Below are 16,918 nucleotides of genomic sequence, written 5' to 3'. Positions count from 1 at the left end.
CCGATGGCGCGCGCCCGCTTGAACCGATAATGCGTCATGCCCAGTCCGTATTGCGCCTAGCCAGGCTGCAGGACTTCACCGGAGTTGATTGATGTCGGAAGACAGCGACGCAGAAAAGACCGAAGCCGCGTCACCGAAGCGCCTCGAGCAGGCGCGTGAGGAAGGCGACGTTCCGCGATCGCGTGAAGTGGCAACGTTCACTGTGTTGATGGCGTCCGGCTGCTGCCTGTGGTTTGCCGGCGACGCCATCGTGCGGCGGTTGACGGCCGTCATGGTTTCCGGCCTGTCGCTGGACCGGGAGCAGATACTCAATCCCGACGCTATGATGTTGCGCATCGGCTACGACGTGGGTTCGGTCCTGCTGACTTGCCTGCCGTACGCGCTGGCCATCATGCTCGTCGCCCTGGCCTCGCCCGTGCTGGTGGGCGGCTGGCTGTTCAGTTCCAAGGCGTTCACTCCCAATTTTGGCAAGCTCAACCCGATTCGTGGCCTGGGCAATATGTTTTCGAAGAATGCCCTGGTGGAGTTGCTCAAGGCCATCGCCAAGACCCTCGTCGTCGGCGTCGTCGCCTGGATGGTGATGCAGTACCAAAAAGATGCCGTGCTTGGCCTGTCGGTGGAATCCCTGCGCGCCGGTTCGGCGCATCTGATCAGTCTGCTGATAACGGCCTTTTTGCTGATCGTCGGCGCGCTGGGCCTGATCGCCGCCATCGACGGCCCGTACCAGATGTGGCACTACGCCAACAAGATGAAAATGTCCCTGCAGGAAGTCAAGCAAGAGGCGAAGGAATCGGACGGCAATCCGCAGATCAAGGCGAAGATCCGCCAGATGCAGCATGAAATGTCGCGCCGCCGCATGATGGCCGACGTGCCGACGGCCGACGTGGTGGTGACCAACCCGACCCACTATGCGGTGGCGCTGAAATACGGCGAAAATTCGCGCGGCGCGCCGCAGGTGGTGGCCAAGGGCATCGACGAGGTGGCGGCGAAGATCCGCGAACTGGCTGGCGAACACAAGGTCGCCATCCTGGAAGCGCCGGCCCTGGCGCGCGCGCTGTACAAGCACACGGACATCGGCGACGAGATTCCCGAGGCGCTGTACGGCGCCGTGGCCGAAGTGCTGGCCTACGTGTTCCAGCTGCGCAGCTATGGCAAGGGCCAGGGCGAGCGTCCCGACAAGCCGAAAAAACTCGACGTGCCGCCCGAGCTCGACCCGCTCGACCCCGCATCGCAGACGCCGCCCGCAGCCGGCGCGGCAGACAAGAATAAAGGAAGTACACCATGAACGGCCTGAGATTGCCAGCCTGGCTCAGCGGAATGAGCAACAACGCCAGCAAGGGCATCGCCGCGCCGGTCATCATCATCATGCTGCTGGCGATGATGGTGCTGCCGCTGCCCGCCTTCATCCTCGACATTTTCTTCAGCTTTAATATTGCGCTGTCCATCATCGTGCTGCTGACGGCGCTGTACACGGTCAAGCCGCTCGATTTCATGGCTTTTCCGACTATTTTGCTCGTCTCGACCATGCTGCGCCTGTCGCTGAACGTGGCCTCCACGCGCGTGGTGCTGACGGAAGGCCATACGGGCGCCGATGCGGCCGGTAAAGTGATCGAAGCGTTCGGTCACTTCTTGATTGGCGGCAACTACACGGTCGGTATCGTGGTGTTTATCATTTTGACCATCATCAACTTTACCGTCGTGACCAAGGGTGCGGGCCGTATCGCCGAGGTGGGCGCCCGCTTCGCGCTGGACGCCATGCCTGGTAAACAGATGGCCATCGATGCCGACCTGAACGCCGGCCTGATCGGCGAAGACGAAGCGCGCCGCCGCCGCACGGAAGTGGCGCAGGAAGCGGAATTCTATGGCGCCATGGACGGTGCCAGCAAATACGTGCGCGGCGACGCCATCGCCGGCATCATGGTGACCGTCATCAATATCGTCGGCGGCTTGCTGGTGGGTTTGCTGCAGCACGACATGGGCTTTGCCGATGCGCTCAAGAATTACACCCTGCTGGCCATCGGTGACGGCCTGGTGGCGCAGATTCCTTCGCTGATCATTTCCACGGCGGCCGGTATCGTCGTCTCGCGCGTGGCCAGCGAACAGGACATCGGCACCCAGCTGGTGGGCCAGTTGTTTGCGAAACCGCAAGTGCTGTACATTACCGCCGGCATCATCGGCGGCATGGGCCTGATTCCCGGCATGCCGAACATGGTCTTCATCCTGCTGGCCTCGCTGCTGGCCGGTTCCGCCTATCTGATCAGCAAGAAGCGGGAGCAGGCAAAAGAGGCGGCCGAGAAGCCGGCCGAGGTGCCGCAAGCGACCGTGGCGCCCGAGCAGGAAGAAGCCAGCTGGCAAGACATCATGCCGGTCGATACCCTGGGCCTGGAAGTGGGCTACCGTTTGATTCCCCTGGTCGACAAGACCCAGGGCGGCGAATTACTCAAACGCATCAAAGGCATCCGCAAGAAATTCGCCCAGGAAGTGGGCTTCCTGGCGCCGCCCGTGCATATCCGCGACAACCTGGAATTGAAGCCGTCGGCCTACCGCATCACCCTCAAGGGTGTGGAAGTGGGCGTGGGCGAAGCGTTCAACGGCCAGTTCCTGGCGATTAATCCCGGCATGGCCAGCGGCACCTTGCCGGGCCTGAGCACCAGCGACCCCGCCTTTGGCTTGCCCGCCACCTGGATCGACGCCAGCCTGCGCGACCAGGCGCAATCGATGGGCTACACGGTGGTCGATGCGGGCACCGTGGTGGCCACGCACCTGAACCATCTGATTACCTCGCACGCGTCGGAGCTGCTGGGCCGCGCCGAGGTGCAGTCGCTGCTCGACCACCTGGGCAAGGAGTCGCCGCGCCTGGTGGAAGACCTGGTGCCGAAGATGCTGTCCTTGTCGACCCTGCAAAAGGTGCTGCAGAACCTGCTGGCCGAGGGCGTGCACATCCGCGACATGCGCACCATCATCGAAACCCTGGCCGAGCACACGGTCAGCACGCAAGACCCGAACGACCTGACGGCGCTGGTGCGCGTGGCCCTGGGCCGCGCCATCGTGCAGCAACTGTTCCCTGGCTCGGCCGAACTGTCCGTGATGACCCTCGACAGCCGCCTGGAGCGTTTGCTGATGCAGGCGATGGGCAATGGCGGCGACGGCGCCGGCATCGAACCGGGCCTGGCCGACACCATCGCGCACCAGGCGGGCCTGGCGGCCCAACAGCAGGAAGCGCTGGGCCTGACGCCGGTGCTGCTGGTGCCGGCGCCGCTGCGCGCCCTGCTGTCGCGCTTCCTGCGCCGCGCCTTGCCGCAGCTCAAAGTGCTGTCGCATGCGGAAGTGCCGGAAACCAAGACGATCCGCGTCACGGCGCTGGTGGGGGCGCAATAGTCGGCATCGTTAAGACCGCAAACCCAAGCGAAGGGCCGGGGTCGAACCCTCAGGGTTCGACCCCAGTTGCCGCCTTGGGGTTTTGAATGGGGGATGTCGGTCACCTGACGACGGTCCCTGCCACCTTTTTGCTTATTTTTTCATCAATTTCCTGCTGGCAAACTGAATAACGGGTACTTTCCCGTCCTGTTCCTTCGATCATTTCCTCCAAGCATCGCTAATAATGGAAACTGTCCGGGTGATCTGTGTCCATGTGGAAGACAGCACTCAAGCAACAGGAGTCGATGATGGTCACACAGTTCAGCCCATATTGCGCCACCCCCGCCCCGGGAGGCCGGTCATGAATGTGAAGAAATTTACGGGCGCCTCGTCGCGCGATGCGCTGCGCAAGGTGCGCGAAGCGCTGGGCCCCGATGCCGTGATCCTGTCGAACCGCCAGGCCGATGGCGTGGTGGAAATCCTCGCGCTGGCCAATGACGATGCCGCTTCGCTGGCGTCGCCGCCGGCCGCCTCCGAAATGGCCCAGCCCCGTCCCCAGTTGCAGACCCAGTTCGCCACGCCGCAGCGTGCGGCCGCCCCGGCCCAGCGCCCGGCCGCGCCACGTCCTGCCGCACCGCGCCAGGCTGCCTCCGAGCCAGTGGACATGGCCCGCATGCAGCAGATGATGGCCAGCGCGCTGGCGCACGTCAAGGAAAACGCCGCCGCCGAAATGAGCGGCATGATGAATGAAATCCGCGCCATGCGCGGCATGATGGAAACCCAGCTGGCGGAAATCTCGTGGGGTTCGACGCAGCAGCGCGAGCCGCAAAAAGCCGTCGTGCTGCGCGAAATGCTGGCCGCCGGCTTCTCGGCCAGCCTGGCGCGCTACCTGATCGACAAGCTGCCTGCCGGCCTCGACGGCGCGCAAAGCATGCGCTGGATCAAGACGGTCCTGAGCCGCAACCTCAATACTGTGGCTAACGAAGACGCCATGCTGGAGCAGGGCGGCGTATTCGCCCTGGTGGGCCCGACCGGCGTCGGCAAGACCACCAGCACGGCCAAGCTGGCGGCGCGCTGCGTGATGCGCCATGGCCCCGAAAAACTGGCCCTGATCACCACGGACGCCTATCGTATCGGCGCGCACGAACAGCTGCGCATCTACGGCAAGATCCTCGGCGTGATGGTGCATTCGGTGAAGGACGAGGCGGACTTGCGCATCGCCCTGAAAGAATTGAAAAACAAGCACACGGTGCTGATCGATACGGTGGGCGTGAGCCAGCGCGACCAGATGGTGACGGAGCAGGTAGCCATGCTGTCGGGCGCCGGCGCCGACGTGAAGCGCCTGCTGTGCCTGAACTCGACGGCGACGCAGGAAACGCTGAACGAAGTGGTGCGCGCCTACCAGGGCAGCGGCCTGGCCGGCTGCATCATGACCAAGCTCGATGAAGCGGCCTCGATCGGCAATGTGCTCGACGTGGTGATCCGCCAGAAGCTGAACCTGTTTTATGTGTCGAACGGCCAGCGCGTGCCGGAAGACCTGTACCTGGCCGACCGCGGCTACCTGATCGACCGCGCCTTCAAGCTCAAGCGCGATGCGGCGGCGACGCAGTTTTCCGATGCCGAACTGCCGCTGCTGATGGCGCAGGCGGCCGCCCGCAACAATGAAGCGCGCGGGGTGCACCTTGGCTAATTTCGATTTCGACCAGGCCGAAGGCTTGCGCCGCATGCTGGCCGGCCCGCAGCCGCGCGTCATGACGTTCCTCTCGGCCACGCCGCAGGACGACAAGGGCGCCATGCTGGTCAACCTGGGCGCGTCGCTCGTCTATGGCGGCAATGACGTGCTGCTGCTCGACGCCAGCGGCGGCAGCGATGGCGTGGCATCGCGCCTGGGACTGGCGCACGGCGCCAGCCTGCGCGACGTGGCGCGCCAGCAGTGCGGCTTGAACCAGGTCATCCACCAGGTGCCGCAAGGCTTCGGCGTGGCCAGCCTGGGCGCGCGCAACCATTTGATGGACAGCATGGATTATGCGGGCGCGGATGAACTGCGCCGCCTGGGCAAGACTTTCGAGGTGCTGGCGCGCCAGAGCGGCATCGTGCTGGTCGACGGCGTCGTGGCCGACGAGGGCGATTGCTTCCCCGTGCCGCTGATGGCTTCGTCGGATATCGTGGTGCAAGTGTCGACCAGTGCCACCTCGATCAAGGCGGCCTACTGCCTGATCAAGCGCCTGAGCCAGGAGCTGGGGCGCCGTCCGTTCGGCATTCTCGTCACCGGCGCTTCCGAATCCGAGGCAAAAGTGGTGTACGATAATATGGCGCAGGCGGCAAGCCGTTACCTGGCCGTGAAGCTGACCTCGATGGGGTCGGTGCCTGCCGATGAGTATCTGCACCGCGCGGCGCGTCTGGGCCGCAGCGTGGTCGATGCGTTTCCGCTGGCGGGCGCCTCGGTGGCGTTTCGCGGTCTGGCCGAGCGGCTGGCCCGTTCGGCGGCGCCGGTGCTCGGCGGTACCTTGTACCAGACGGGGAGCCCGCACCAGTTCAGCGCCTGATTCCATCATCCGCACACGATAGCAGTTAAAACAATAAGCAGCCTATGTACACGGTCAAAGGGAAATCGAACAAGGACTATTTGCTGACGGAGCATATTCCGCTGGTGAAGCGTCTGGCGCACCATATGAAGGCGAAATTGCCGCCTTCGGTCGAGGTCGATGACCTGATCCAGGCCGGCATGATCGGCCTGCTCGATGCCATTACCCGCTATGAAGAGACGCATGGCGCGCAGTTCGAGACGTATGCCGTGCTGCGCATCCGCGGCGCCATGCTCGACGAATTGCGCACCAGCGACTGGCTGCCGCGCAGCATGCGCCAGAACATGCGCAAGATCGAAGAGGCGATGAGCATCCTGCAGCAGCGCCTGGGCCACCCGCCGACGGAGTCGGAAGTGGCGAAACTGCTGAAAATGTCGCTGGCCGACTACCAGGAAATGCTGGGCGACGGCGGCGGCCACCAACTGGTGTACTACGAAGACTTTCATGATCCGGACGGCAATGACAGCTTCCTCGACCGCCACTGCGTGGACGAGGGCAGCGACCCCTTGCGTTCCCTGCTTGACACCGATTTCCGGCAATCCGTGATCGATGCCATCGACGCGCTGCCGCCACGCGAGAAAATACTCATGGGCCTGTATTACGAAGAAGAGCTGAACCTGAAGGAGATCGGCGCGGTGATGGGCGTATCGGAATCGCGCGTCTCGCAGCTGCATACCCAGGCCGTCGCGCGCCTGCGCGCAACCTTGAGGGAGCTGGCGTGGACTGGTCCAGCGTAATCGGGCTGGCGCTGGCGCTGGCGGGCCTGCTGGTCGGCCAGGCACTGGAAGGCGGCAAGATGGCCTCCCTGCTGCAGCCGGCCGCCTTCGCCATCGTCATCGTCGGCACCTTCGGCGCCGTGCTGCTGCAGACGCGCCTGCGCACCTTCGTGCGCGGCCTGGAAATGCTGCGCTGGGTGTTCTTGCCGCCGTCCGACACGCGCGCCGCGCTGGCGCGCGACATCGGCCAATGGAGCCTGACGGCGCGCCGCGACGGCCCGCTGGCGCTCGAACGCCTGATGGAAAACACGGCCGACCGCTTCAATGCCAAGGGCTTGCGCATGATCGTCGACGGCATCGCGCCAGACAAGCTGCGCCAGCTGCTCGACGTGGAAATCTCCGCCTACGAAATGGCCGAGCGCCAGGCCGTCAAGGTGTGGGAATCGGCGGCCGGTTATTCACCCACCATCGGCATCCTGGGCGCCGTGCTGGGCTTGATCCACGTCATGGAAAACCTCACCGACCCGAGCAAGCTGGGCAGCGGCATCGCCGTGGCCTTCGTCTCGACGATTTATGGCGTGGGCCTGGCCAACCTGCTGTTCCTGCCGGTGGCCAATAAACTCAAGGCCATCGTCTCGCGCCGCGTGCTGCAGTACGAAATCACGGCCGCCGTGCTGTACGACATCGCCACGGGCGACCATACGCGCATCATCGAAGAGCGCGTCGCCAGCCTGCTTCACGAGCACTGAGCGAGCACTGACCATGATGCGGCGCGCGCGCAGGAAGTATGACGAGGAACCGGACAACCAGGACCGCTGGCTGATCTCGTACGCCGACTTCATCACCCTGCTGTTCGCCTTTTTCGTCGTCATGTATGCGATTTCGCAAGTCAACGAAGGAAAATACCGCGTCTTCCAGAATGCCATCGGCCAGGCCTTCAGCCTGGAAAAGGGCGCGCCGCCCATCATCATGGAAGCGCCGCAAGCCATTCCGCTGCCGAACCCCGCCCTGAAACGCCGCACGGAAGCCATCCGACGCGAGCGCGAACACATGACGCGCCTGGCGCAGGACCTCACATCCACCCTGGCGCCGCTGGTGAAGGAAGGCAAGGTCCGCGTGACGCAGACGAGCCGCGGCGTGAGCGTGGAAATCAACGCCAGCGTGCTGTTCGACCCGGGCGCGGCGGGCCTGACGGCGGAATCGGACCAGGCCTTGCGCGCCGTCGCCGTGCTGCTCAAGGATGACACGCACGACGTGCAGGTGGAAGGGCATACGGACGTCCAGCCGATCAGCAATTCGACCTTTGCCTCGAACTGGGAACTGTCGGCCGCGCGCGCCAGCGCCGTGGTGCGTTTGTTCATCGCCAGCGGCGTCAAGGCCACGCGCCTGACGGCCGTCGGCCACGCCGACAACATCCCCGTGGCGCCCAACGAAACCCCGGAAGGGCGTGCGCGCAACCGCCGCGTGGCCGTGACGATCTTGTCGGGCATCCCGGAAACGGTGACGGAAGTGCCGACGCCGCCCATAGCACCTGCTCCGGCTCCCGCCAACTGAACCCCGGCGCTTGGTACAATCGCGGCCTTCTCCCTTTTTATCTCTTCATCATGAAAAGCAGTTCCCTGGGCGGTCTCGTGTATTCCACTGAAACGGGCCGCATGTGCCCCGCCTGCCGCCAGCCGCTGGCGCAGTGCGCCTGCCAGGCGCAAGCCAAGGCGGCACCAATCGGCGACGGCGTGGTGCGCGTGTCGCGCCAGACCAAGGGCCGCGGCGGCAAAAGCGTCACTGTGGTGAAAGGCTTGCCGCTGGACGCCATCGCGCTGGCCCTGCTGGGCAAGCAGCTGCGCACGCAGTGCGGCTCGGGCGGCACGGTCAAGGATGGCGTGATCGAAGTGCAGGGCGACCACGTCGAGACGGTGATGGCCGCGCTGGCCAAGCTGGGCCACCAGCCGAAAAAGGCCGGCGGCTGAGCGTGCGCAGGCGTGCGGCCCGCTGCCGCAGGCCTGTGGTAACGTGCGCTTCCGTCCACGCGCATCCTCACCATGAACGTCAAATTCACCAGTATCGCCATCGCCGCTGCCATCGCGGCAGTGCTGGCGCTCGTGTACTGGCCCGCACCCGGCGGCGGGGCGCCGGAATCTTCCACCGCTGCCGCCAGCGCGCCGGCGGGACGCAGCCTGGAATCGTATTTGACTATCGATGCCGCCGTCCCTGCGGCTGAAGCGCCCGTTGTCGTTTCCTTGGCGCAACGGCTCGAACGCCTGGCTGCCAGCGGCAGGGCGCAAGACGCGTATGCTGCCTTCAACCTGATCGACGACTGCATCGTCTTCCAGCGCGAAAACCGCTTGCCGGGGCTGGAATTCGAGCTGGGACGCGAGATGACGGCGGAAGAAAAAGCCGCCCAGCAGCAGCTGTGCGGGGGGCTGACGCAGCGCCAGCGCGACGATCGCCTGGCTTACCTGGCCAGCGCCGCGCAAGGCGGCGTGCCCGGTGCGGCCACCCTGTTCCTGTCGGAAGGGCCGTTCGGCGACCGCAGCGCCCTGCGCAACCGTCCCGACGATCCGCTGGTGCAGGCGTGGAAGCGGCAAGCCATCGCCCAGCTGACGGCGCAGGCGGACGAGGCTGAACTCTCCAGCGTGGCTACCCTGATGATGGCGTATCTGCGCGACGGCGAGGTGGTGCAGAAGGATGCGCCGCAAGCGTACGGCTATCTGCTGGCCCTGCGCCTCGTGTATGACGATATCCTGGCGCCCGGCGTCACCAATCCGTATCAGGATGAATACTGGCACTGGCTGCAGGCGGAACTGACGCCGGAGCAGCAAGCCGCCGCCGCGGCGAAGGGGCAGGCCATCGCGGCAAAATTCCGCCAGCACACGGGGCGTCCCGCGCACGGCTGAACGGGCAAAGAAGGGGGGCTAGCCGATGACGACGCGGCGGCTGGCCGTGTTTGTCGTCGCCTGGCCGCTGGGGCCGTAGAAATTGCCGCTCTGGGCCGGGGGGCGCATGGCGTTCAGGGCGCCTTGCGTATGAACCATGTGCTTGTTGACGAGCAGGCTGTTCAGGCGGTTTTGTTCCTTGGCTTCGCGCGTCGTCTCGAGCAGGGCTTTCCACAGGGGCGCCGCTTCGGCTTCATTGGCGCCGGTCAGCCAGTCTTCCATGCCCGCTTCGGCGGCCGTGAAGCCGGCTGCCGCCAGCGCCTGGTGGCGTTGCGCCGCCAGCTGGCTCAGTTGTCCGACGAGTGCCGTCTTGCGTACGGTGAGCTCCGTGATTGCATCGATGTCAGCCGCAACCAGATGCCGCTGTTCTTCTTTCATCAATGCCAGCAATGTGGTCATGAGCTGTTGCTCGTCGCGCAGGCTGGAAAACGGAGTCACTGATTGCATGAGGGAACCTATCTATTTCGTGAGTGCAGCAAGTCCTTGACTGTGTCGAGGAGCCCGTCCGCCACTTTTTCAGAGTTGACCTGGAACTGGCCGTCGGCGATCGCCAGCTTGATGCGTTCGACTTTTTTCGTGTCGAACACGGCGCCGCTGCCGGCAGTTGCACTGGCCGCTAATGCCTGTCCTTGCGGCGACAGGCGTACATTGTCCGACGTCGTCGGTGTTGCCTGGGCTTTCTCGGCATTCCGGGCGCCGGAAGTGCTCGCGGGCGCCACCGGCAGGCCGGGATTGCTTTTAATGGTGTTGTCGGTAATTTTCACAGCGTGATCCTCGTCTGGTCGAAGTCAAAAAACTCCGGGATATGACTTCTTATCGGCATCTTATCCAGGAACTTTAGTGCGCCAGACTACAATATCGCTATCCATCCGTGTTTAGAACGCCACCTCCACCAGCCCGCCAGCCCGCGCCACGCCGCTGATCTGCTGGCCGCTCTGCGTGCGTACCTGCACCGTCTGGCCATCGCCGGCGCTGCCGATGGCGCGTCCTTCTGATGCCACTTGGAAACCGTTGCCACTGGAAACGACGCGTACCAGCTGGCCCTGCATCACCACTGGCTTGCGGCGCAGGGTATCGAGGCGCATCGGCGTGCCTGGCGGCAAGGAAATATTCGTGCTGGCGCCCACCACCTGGGCCATGTCGGTGGCGATGCCTGCCGGCAATGCGGCCAGGTCGCCCTGCATCGTCACCAGCTGGCTGGCGTCGATGGCTTGCCCTTGCGCCAGCGGCACGGCGCTGGCCACGTAGTCGCCCACGACGGCCACGTTCGCTTGCAGATAGATGGTCCAGCTGGACGGGGCCGTGCAGCGCACGCCCACGGTGGTCTTGCCCCAGGCGCGGGCGCCCGGCGCCATGAACGCTTGCGGCGCGGGGCAGGCGGCCAGGTTCAGGCGCGGATCGACGGCGCCGACGGTGATCGTCACCTTGCCCGGCAATCCATTGCTTTGCACTTGCAGGAATTGTTCCACGCTGTTGCGCAGCGCTTCCGGCGTTTGCCGGCCGGCGTTCTGCGCCTGCGCCAACGGCGTCAGGGCGGCAAGAGCGAAGAGGAAAGCGAGCGGTGTTTTCATGGTGATAGGCCTCTGGAATAGTGCCATGATAGTGCGCGCGGCCCCGTTCGAAGCGCCGATTAAGGGGTAAAAGTATGGTCTGATCCGGCGATGGCCTTGCGGGCGGGCGCCGTACTATGTTTCCTGTCATCACTATACCGCCATCCTTCCGCCATCTCGGGCGCCAGTGGCAGATCTTTCCGGAGCCTGACATGATAGGGAAACTCGACGATTACATGCGCTTCAACGAGACGGCGCTGAGCCTGCGCTCGACGCGCCAGGAATTGCTCGCCTCGAATATCGCCAATGCCGACACGCCCAACTACAAGGCGCGCGACGTCGATTTCGCCGCCGCCCTGAAGGGGGCGATGGCGCGCAAGGATGGCGTGCCGCCGGCCCTGAAGGGCACGGCGCCGCAGCATATGCCCGGCAAGGGCGTGGCCGCCGCCGTGGGCGGCAGCACGGGCGGCAAGGTCGAGACCCTGGCCGACGGCACGCCGCTGCTGTACCGCGCGCCGGCCCAGGGTGCCGTCGATGGCAATACGGTCGACATGGACCTGGAACGCAACGCCTTTGCCGACAATGCCATCCGCTACGAGGCGGCCGTCACGTTCCTTAACTCGCAGATCAAGGGCATGCTGACGGCCATCCAGGGAGGACAATAATCATGTCGCTATTTAATATCTTCAATGTTTCCGGTTCGGCCATGAGCGCCCAGGCGCAGCGCCTGAACACGGTGGCCAGCAACCTGGCCAATGCCGACAGCGCCACCAGCGCCACGGGCGAAGCCTACCGCGCCAAGCAGGTGGTGTTCGAAGCCGTGCCCATGGCCAACGGCGCCACGGCCGTCAAGGTGCAGAAGGTGATCGAGGACCCGTCGCCGATGAAGCTGGTGTACGACCCGAAGAACCCGCTGGCCGACGAGAAGGGCTACGTCACCATGCCCAACGTGAATACGGTCGACGAGATGGTCAACATGCTGTCCGCTTCGCGCTCGTACCAGACCAACGTGGAAACCATGAACGCGGCCAAGTCGCTGCTCCTGAAAACCCTTACCCTCGGCCAGTAAGGCTGACTGATCATTATGGCAACCATCGATACCACGACCTCCGTCACCACCGACCTGATGGCGACGATGAATCCGAAGAAGACGACGGCCGCGGCAGGCAGTGTCGAAGCGGAAACGAACAAATTCCTCACCCTGCTGGTCACCCAGCTGAAAAATCAGGATCCGATGAATCCGCTGGACAATGCGCAATTGACCAGCCAGCTGGCCCAGCTGTCCACGGTGACGGGCGTCAACAAGCTCAATACCACCGTGGAAAGCTTGAAAGCCAGCTACCAGCAAGCCGAATCCATGCAGGCGGCCAATATCATCGGCCACGGCGTGTTGACGGCAGGCAAGGATATCAACCTGAGCAAGAGCGCCGCGCTGCTGGGCGTGGACCTTGCCACGGCCGCCGACAAGGTCAAGGTCATCATCTACAAGGATGGCAAGGAAGTCCATTCCATCGACCTGGGCGCGCAGCCTGCCGGTACCTTGCCGCTGGGCTGGAACGGCTCCACCGCCGACCTCGACAAGGACGGCAAGCCGGTCGTGCTGGCCGACGGCGCGTATACCTTCGCGGTGGAAGCCACGCGCGGCGGCACCAAGCTCAAGGATGCAACGGCGCTGATGTTCGGTTCGGTCGCCAGCGTGTCGACGGGCGCGAAGGGCGTGAAATTGAATGTCCCGGGCGTGGGCAGCATCACCATGGCCGACGTGAAACAGATTCTGTAAGCCGCTTCCCCTTAGCGTGACCCTCACCCCCTAATTTCTACCAGGAGAACACAATGTCTTTCCAACAAGGCCTGAGCGGCTTGAATGGCGCCGCCAAATCGCTGGACGTCATCGGTAACAACATCGCCAACTCGTCCACCGTCGGTTTCAAGCAGTCGCAGGCCCAGTTCGCTGACATTTATGCCAACTCGCTGTATGGCGTGGGCGGCAACCAGGCGGGGATCGGCGTGTCGGTCTCGCAAATCGCCCAGCAATTTAACCAGGGCAACCTGGAATCGTCGTCGAATCCCCTCGACATCGCCATCAATGGCGGCGGCTTCTTCCGTACCAGCGTCAACGGCGCCGTCCAGTACTCGCGCAATGGCCAGTTCCAGGTCGACAAGAGCGGTTTCATCGTCAACGCCCAGCTGGCGCAGCTGACCGGCTATGCGGCCGACGCCAACGGCAAGATCGTCGCCGGCGCCGTCGTGCCCCTGCAGATCGACCAGTCGGACATGAAACCCCAGGCAACGACCAAGGTCGACACGCAAGTCAACCTCAATTCGAATACGGCCATGCCGACCACGGTGCCGTTCAAGCTCACGGATGACACCACGTACAGCAAGCAATTCCCCGTCGAAGTCTTCGATTCGCTGGGCAATTCCCACATCATGTCGAATTTCTACGTCAAGACGGGCACCAACACCTGGGACGTATACTCGGCCGTTGACGGCACGGAAGTGACCAGCATGAAGGTCGCGGCCGCCCTGCAGACGGACCCTGCCTCGCTGGCCGCGCGCGCCGCCTACCAGGCCGCCGCCACGGCCGTGCCGCTGGTGCCGGCCAATGTGACGACGGCCGCCGTCGCCTATGGCAATGCGGTCGGCGCCGCCGTGTCGGCCGCCGCCGCCGCCGCGGGCGCCACGCCGGCGCAACTGGCCGCCATCGCCGCCACCTACGGCAGTGCCGTGCCGAATGGCATCAACTCGAGCCGCACGCCCGACCAGATCGACGCCGCCATCCGCGCCGTGACCACGGTGCCCGCCGTCAAGACCGGTTCGCTGGTCTTCAATACGGTCGGCAGCCTGGACCGGGCCGCCATGCTGGCCCTGACGCCGCCGCAAACCTTGCCCGTCACTGTCAACCTGCCGATCTTCCCGGCCACGGGTGCCAATCCGACCCTGTCGGTCCAGGTCGATTTCAGCAAATCGACCCAGCTGGGCACCGCCACGGCGGAAAAGAAAACGGAAGCGGACGGCTACAAGGCGGGCCAGCTGAGCCAGTTCATCGTGGGCGACGACGGCGTCATCCAGGGCCAGTACAACAATGGCAAAACGCGCGCCCTGGGGCAGGTGGTGTTGAGCAACTTTACCAACCCGAACGGCCTGGAGCCGCTGGGTAACAACGCCTGGGTGGAAAGCTCGGCCTCGGGCAAGCCCATCACGGGCGAGCCGAAGACGGGTACCCTGGGCAACTTGCGCGCCTCGGCCGTGGAAGTGTCGAACGTCGACCTGACGGCGGAACTGGTCAACATGATCACGGCCCAGCGCGCCTACCAGGCGAATGCGCAGACCATCAAGACGCAGGATTCTGTTTTACAGACTCTGGTGAACTTGCGTTAACGGATTGAACCCCTAACGGCGAAAGGCTGGGGTCGGACCCTCAGGGTCCGACCCCGGTTTCTACCTTGGGTTTCAGGCAACAGGAGAAATAAAACATGGACCGTCTCATCTACACCGCCGGCTCGGGCGCCAAGCATATCCTGGACAAGCAGGCGACCACGGCGAACAACCTGGCGAACGCCACCAGCACGGGTTTCCGTGCCCAGCTCGACTCGTTCCGCGCCGTGCCCGTGGTGGCCGATGGCATGATGCCGACGCGCACCTTCGTCGTCGATTCGACGGTCGGTTCCGATTTCACGCAAGGCCCGATGCAGCACACGGGCCGCGCGCTCGACGTGGCCGTGGAAAACGGCGGCTGGATCGCGGTGCAGTCGGCCGACGGTTCCGAAGCCTACACGCGCAACGGCGCCCTGAAGCTCAATGAAAACGGCATGCTGCAGACGCAGTCGGGCCTGATGGTGCAGGGCGATACGGGTCCCATGGCGATTCCGCCCGGCGTGACGGTGGCCATCGCCAGCGACGGCACGGTGGGCACGATTTCCACCGACGTGCCGCCGGGCCCGTCGACAGTGCTGGGACGCATCAAGCTGGTCAACCCGCCCGAGCAGCAACTGGTGCGCGGTGACGACGGCCTGTTCCGCCTGAAGGATGGCACGGTGGCGCAGGCCGACCAGGCCGTCAAGCTGACTACCGGTGCGCTGGAAGGCAGCAATGTCAGCCCCGTCGACTCCATGGTCAGCATGATCGCCCTGGCGCGCCAGTTCGAAACGCAAATGAGCCTGTTGAAGAATGCCGAGAATAACGCGGCGAAAGCCACCCAGATCCTCGCTTTGAATTGATAGGGGTCAACGCATAATGGTCACATAGAAATAGTCTACAGGGCTGACCAGCGCTGTTATTGGAGAAAAATCATGATTCGTTCACTTTGGATAGCCAAGACCGGCCTGGAAGCGCAGCAGACGCAGATGGACGTGATCGCCAATAACCTGGCCAACGTCAGCACCACGGGCTTCAAGAAGTCGCGCGCCGTGTTTGAAGACTTGCTGTATCAAAATGTGCGCCAGCCGGGCGCGCAATCGTCGCAGCAAACCCAGCTGCCATCGGGCTTGCAGATCGGCACGGGCGTGCGCACCGTGGCTACCGAACGCATCCATACCCAGGGCAATCCCCAGGCATCGGGCAATTCGCGCGACGTGATGGTCAACGGCACGGGCTTTTTCCAGGTGCTGATGCCGGACGGCGCCACCGCCTACACGCGCGACGGCTCGTTCCAGACGGACGCCAACGGCCAGCTGGTCACCTCGGAAGGCTTCGTCATCCAGCCTGCCATCACCGTGCCGACGAATGCGCTGAGCCTGACCGTGGCGCGCGACGGCACCGTCTCCGTCACCTTGCCCGACACTGTTGCGCCATCGCAAATCGGCTCGCTGCAGCTGACCACTTTCGTCAACCCGGCCGGCCTGGAATCGAAGGGCGAAAACCTGTACATGGAAACGGGCGCTTCCGGCGTGGCGCAGACCAACAGCCCGGGCACCAACGGCGCCGGCGTGCTGATGCAGGGTTATATCGAGACCTCGAACGTCAACGTGGCCGAGGAAATGGTCAACATGATCCAGACGCAGCGCGCCTACGAGATCAACAGCAAGGCCATCACCACATCCGATCAAATGCTGCAGAAATTGTCGCAACTTTAATTTTCATAGTCGTCATGCCATCCGCCGCCGGATGGCAGCGGAGGTTCGCCATGCAATACCCCATCATCGCCCTGTTGTCCGCAGTCCTGCTGTCCGGCTGCGCCATCACGCCCACGTCCATCGTGCAATACCCGACCTCCACGCGCGCGCCGATGCCCGAACCGGTGGTCGTCAACAACGGTTCCATCTACCAGCCGTCGACCTACCGGCCCGCCTTCGAAGACCGCCGCGCGCGCCACGTGGGCGACACCATGACGATCGCCATCACCGAGCGCACGAATGCCGTCAAGGCGGGCGCCAGTTCCGGCAATAAGTCGGGCAGCGTGGGCTTCAGCACGCCGGGCATGCTGCAGGGCCGCCTGGGCGGCACCGTGGCGGCGAATGGCGCGACGAAATTTGCCGATGGCGACAACCAGTCCGCCAGCAACACGTTTAGCGGCACGATCGGCGTGACGGTGATCGAGGTATTGCCAAACGGAAATCTCATCGTCGCCGGCGAGAAACAGATCGCCATGAACAAGGGCACGGAATTCATCCGCTTCTCGGGCATGGTCAATCCGGACACCATCGGCGCCGGCAACGTCGTGCCATCGACCCAGGTGGCCGAAGCGCGCGTCGAATACCGCACCAACAGCCAGATCGACCGCGCCGAAATGGCCTCGATGGCCTCGCGCTTCTTCCTCAGCCTGCTGCCATTCTGAT

General features: G+C 64.1%; 19 protein-coding genes. 16 read left to right on the top strand and 3 right to left on the bottom strand.

Annotated features, from left to right (window positions below; translation table 11 throughout):
* Window positions 1–91 precede the first annotated feature (91 nt).
* The 9 genes from flhB to IGS61_RS11380 all read left to right on the top strand — a co-directional run bounded on the left by flhB (window position 92) and on the right by IGS61_RS11380 (window position 9,552).
* A complete protein-coding gene (flhB, locus tag IGS61_RS11420; RefSeq protein ID WP_230539693.1) occupies window positions 92–1,285 on the top strand; it encodes a flagellar biosynthesis protein FlhB in 1,194 nt (397 codons plus the stop codon).
* Window positions 1,282–3,378 carry a flagellar biosynthesis protein FlhA gene (gene flhA, locus IGS61_RS11415; RefSeq protein ID WP_230539692.1) on the top strand — a complete coding sequence of 699 codons (2,097 nt, stop codon included), beginning with the start codon at window positions 1,282–1,284 and terminating at the stop codon, window positions 3,376–3,378. Before flhB ends, flhA begins: the two co-directional genes overlap by 4 nt.
* Window positions 3,379–3,718: 340 nt before the next feature.
* Window positions 3,719–5,047: a flagellar biosynthesis protein FlhF gene (gene flhF / locus IGS61_RS11410; protein ID WP_077407863.1), complete on the top strand. Its 1,329-nt coding sequence runs from the start codon at window positions 3,719–3,721 to the stop codon at window positions 5,045–5,047.
* Window positions 5,040–5,903 (top strand): MinD/ParA family ATP-binding protein, encoded by an 864-nt coding sequence (locus IGS61_RS11405; protein WP_230539691.1) that lies wholly within the window; start codon window positions 5,040–5,042, stop codon window positions 5,901–5,903. The genes flhF and IGS61_RS11405 overlap by 8 nt, the downstream gene beginning before the upstream one ends.
* 44 nt (window positions 5,904–5,947) lie before the next feature.
* On the top strand, window positions 5,948–6,679 hold the full coding sequence (locus tag IGS61_RS11400) for an RNA polymerase sigma factor FliA (protein WP_230539690.1): 732 nt from the start codon (window positions 5,948–5,950) through the stop codon (window positions 6,677–6,679).
* Complete coding sequence (locus IGS61_RS11395; protein WP_099377957.1) at window positions 6,661–7,407, top strand: flagellar motor protein; 747 nt, start codon at window positions 6,661–6,663, stop codon at window positions 7,405–7,407. The genes IGS61_RS11400 and IGS61_RS11395 overlap by 19 nt, the downstream gene beginning before the upstream one ends.
* 16 nt (window positions 7,408–7,423) lie before the next feature.
* On the top strand, window positions 7,424–8,212 hold the full coding sequence (gene motD / locus IGS61_RS11390) for a flagellar motor protein MotD (RefSeq protein WP_230539979.1): 789 nt from the start codon (window positions 7,424–7,426) through the stop codon (window positions 8,210–8,212).
* A 50-nt stretch (window positions 8,213–8,262) separates the two neighbouring features.
* The gene (locus IGS61_RS11385) at window positions 8,263–8,625 is read left to right on the top strand and encodes a translation initiation factor Sui1 (RefSeq protein WP_230539689.1); all 363 of its coding nucleotides are present in this window, start codon (window positions 8,263–8,265) and stop codon (window positions 8,623–8,625) included.
* Between the two features lie 72 nt (window positions 8,626–8,697).
* Window positions 8,698–9,552: a hypothetical protein gene (locus IGS61_RS11380; RefSeq protein WP_230539688.1), complete on the top strand. Its 855-nt coding sequence runs from the start codon at window positions 8,698–8,700 to the stop codon at window positions 9,550–9,552.
* A gap of 18 nt (window positions 9,553–9,570) precedes the next feature.
* Here IGS61_RS11380 and IGS61_RS11375 read toward each other — a convergent pair whose 3' ends face one another.
* From IGS61_RS11375 to flgA, 3 genes are all read right to left on the bottom strand, one after another.
* Window positions 9,571–10,038: a flagella synthesis protein FlgN gene (locus IGS61_RS11375; RefSeq protein WP_230539687.1), complete on the bottom strand. Its 468-nt coding sequence runs from the start codon at window positions 10,036–10,038 to the stop codon at window positions 9,571–9,573.
* A gap of 8 nt (window positions 10,039–10,046) precedes the next feature.
* The gene (gene flgM, locus IGS61_RS11370; protein ID WP_034787161.1) at window positions 10,047–10,355 is read right to left on the bottom strand and encodes a flagellar biosynthesis anti-sigma factor FlgM; all 309 of its coding nucleotides are present in this window, start codon (window positions 10,353–10,355) and stop codon (window positions 10,047–10,049) included.
* A gap of 111 nt (window positions 10,356–10,466) precedes the next feature.
* On the bottom strand, window positions 10,467–11,162 hold the full coding sequence (gene flgA / locus IGS61_RS11365; protein WP_230539686.1) for a flagellar basal body P-ring formation chaperone FlgA: 696 nt from the start codon (window positions 11,160–11,162) through the stop codon (window positions 10,467–10,469).
* Window positions 11,163–11,353: 191 nt separating this feature from the next.
* Between flgA and flgB the strand changes: the two genes are divergently transcribed.
* The 7 genes from flgB to IGS61_RS11330 all read left to right on the top strand — a co-directional run bounded on the left by flgB (window position 11,354) and on the right by IGS61_RS11330 (window position 16,917).
* Complete coding sequence (gene flgB / locus IGS61_RS11360) at window positions 11,354–11,806, top strand: flagellar basal body rod protein FlgB (RefSeq protein WP_086148193.1); 453 nt, start codon at window positions 11,354–11,356, stop codon at window positions 11,804–11,806.
* A 2-nt stretch (window positions 11,807–11,808) separates the two neighbouring features.
* Window positions 11,809–12,210: a flagellar basal body rod protein FlgC gene (gene flgC, locus IGS61_RS11355; RefSeq protein ID WP_071075845.1), complete on the top strand. Its 402-nt coding sequence runs from the start codon at window positions 11,809–11,811 to the stop codon at window positions 12,208–12,210.
* Between the two features lie 15 nt (window positions 12,211–12,225).
* Window positions 12,226–12,921 carry a flagellar hook assembly protein FlgD gene (locus IGS61_RS11350; protein WP_230539685.1) on the top strand — a complete coding sequence of 232 codons (696 nt, stop codon included), beginning with the start codon at window positions 12,226–12,228 and terminating at the stop codon, window positions 12,919–12,921.
* Between the two features lie 53 nt (window positions 12,922–12,974).
* A complete protein-coding gene (locus IGS61_RS11345; RefSeq protein ID WP_230539684.1) occupies window positions 12,975–14,522 on the top strand; it encodes a flagellar hook protein FlgE in 1,548 nt (515 codons plus the stop codon).
* A gap of 95 nt (window positions 14,523–14,617) precedes the next feature.
* Window positions 14,618–15,361: a flagellar basal body rod protein FlgF gene (locus IGS61_RS11340; protein ID WP_035821385.1), complete on the top strand. Its 744-nt coding sequence runs from the start codon at window positions 14,618–14,620 to the stop codon at window positions 15,359–15,361.
* Window positions 15,362–15,433: 72 nt separating this feature from the next.
* The gene (flgG, locus tag IGS61_RS11335) at window positions 15,434–16,216 is read left to right on the top strand and encodes a flagellar basal-body rod protein FlgG (RefSeq protein ID WP_230539683.1); all 783 of its coding nucleotides are present in this window, start codon (window positions 15,434–15,436) and stop codon (window positions 16,214–16,216) included.
* 50 nt (window positions 16,217–16,266) lie between these two features.
* Entirely contained in the window at window positions 16,267–16,917 is a 651-nt protein-coding gene (locus tag IGS61_RS11330) for a flagellar basal body L-ring protein FlgH (protein ID WP_230539682.1), read from the top strand.
* Window position 16,918 lies beyond the last annotated feature (1 nt).

It is taken from the genome of Janthinobacterium sp. FW305-129 (genome assembly GCF_020858115.1).
Lineage (GTDB): Bacteria > Pseudomonadota > Gammaproteobacteria > Burkholderiales > Burkholderiaceae_D > Janthinobacterium.
The sequence above is the reverse complement of the archived record's forward strand: the minus strand, read 5'-3'. Positions and strand labels throughout refer to the sequence as shown.

Coding starts and splice junctions, on each gene's coding strand:
- flhB (WP_230539693.1), top strand. CDS start 92: ATGTCGGAAGACAGCGACGCAGAAAAGACCGAAGCCGCGTCACCGAAG.
- flhA (WP_230539692.1), top strand. CDS start 1,282: ATGAACGGCCTGAGATTGCCAGCCTGGCTCAGCGGAATGAGCAACAAC.
- flhF (WP_077407863.1), top strand. CDS start 3,719: ATGAATGTGAAGAAATTTACGGGCGCCTCGTCGCGCGATGCGCTGCGC.
- IGS61_RS11400 (WP_230539690.1), top strand. CDS start 5,948: ATGTACACGGTCAAAGGGAAATCGAACAAGGACTATTTGCTGACGGAG.
- motD (WP_230539979.1), top strand. CDS start 7,424: ATGCGGCGCGCGCGCAGGAAGTATGACGAGGAACCGGACAACCAGGAC.
- IGS61_RS11385 (WP_230539689.1), top strand. CDS start 8,263: ATGAAAAGCAGTTCCCTGGGCGGTCTCGTGTATTCCACTGAAACGGGC.
- IGS61_RS11380 (WP_230539688.1), top strand. CDS start 8,698: ATGAACGTCAAATTCACCAGTATCGCCATCGCCGCTGCCATCGCGGCA.
- IGS61_RS11375 (WP_230539687.1), bottom strand. CDS start 10,038: ATGCAATCAGTGACTCCGTTTTCCAGCCTGCGCGACGAGCAACAGCTC.
- flgA (WP_230539686.1), bottom strand. CDS start 11,162: ATGAAAACACCGCTCGCTTTCCTCTTCGCTCTTGCCGCCCTGACGCCG.
- flgB (WP_086148193.1), top strand. CDS start 11,354: ATGATAGGGAAACTCGACGATTACATGCGCTTCAACGAGACGGCGCTG.
- flgC (WP_071075845.1), top strand. CDS start 11,809: ATGTCGCTATTTAATATCTTCAATGTTTCCGGTTCGGCCATGAGCGCC.
- IGS61_RS11350 (WP_230539685.1), top strand. CDS start 12,226: ATGGCAACCATCGATACCACGACCTCCGTCACCACCGACCTGATGGCG.
- IGS61_RS11345 (WP_230539684.1), top strand. CDS start 12,975: ATGTCTTTCCAACAAGGCCTGAGCGGCTTGAATGGCGCCGCCAAATCG.
- IGS61_RS11340 (WP_035821385.1), top strand. CDS start 14,618: ATGGACCGTCTCATCTACACCGCCGGCTCGGGCGCCAAGCATATCCTG.
- flgG (WP_230539683.1), top strand. CDS start 15,434: ATGATTCGTTCACTTTGGATAGCCAAGACCGGCCTGGAAGCGCAGCAG.
- IGS61_RS11330 (WP_230539682.1), top strand. CDS start 16,267: ATGCAATACCCCATCATCGCCCTGTTGTCCGCAGTCCTGCTGTCCGGC.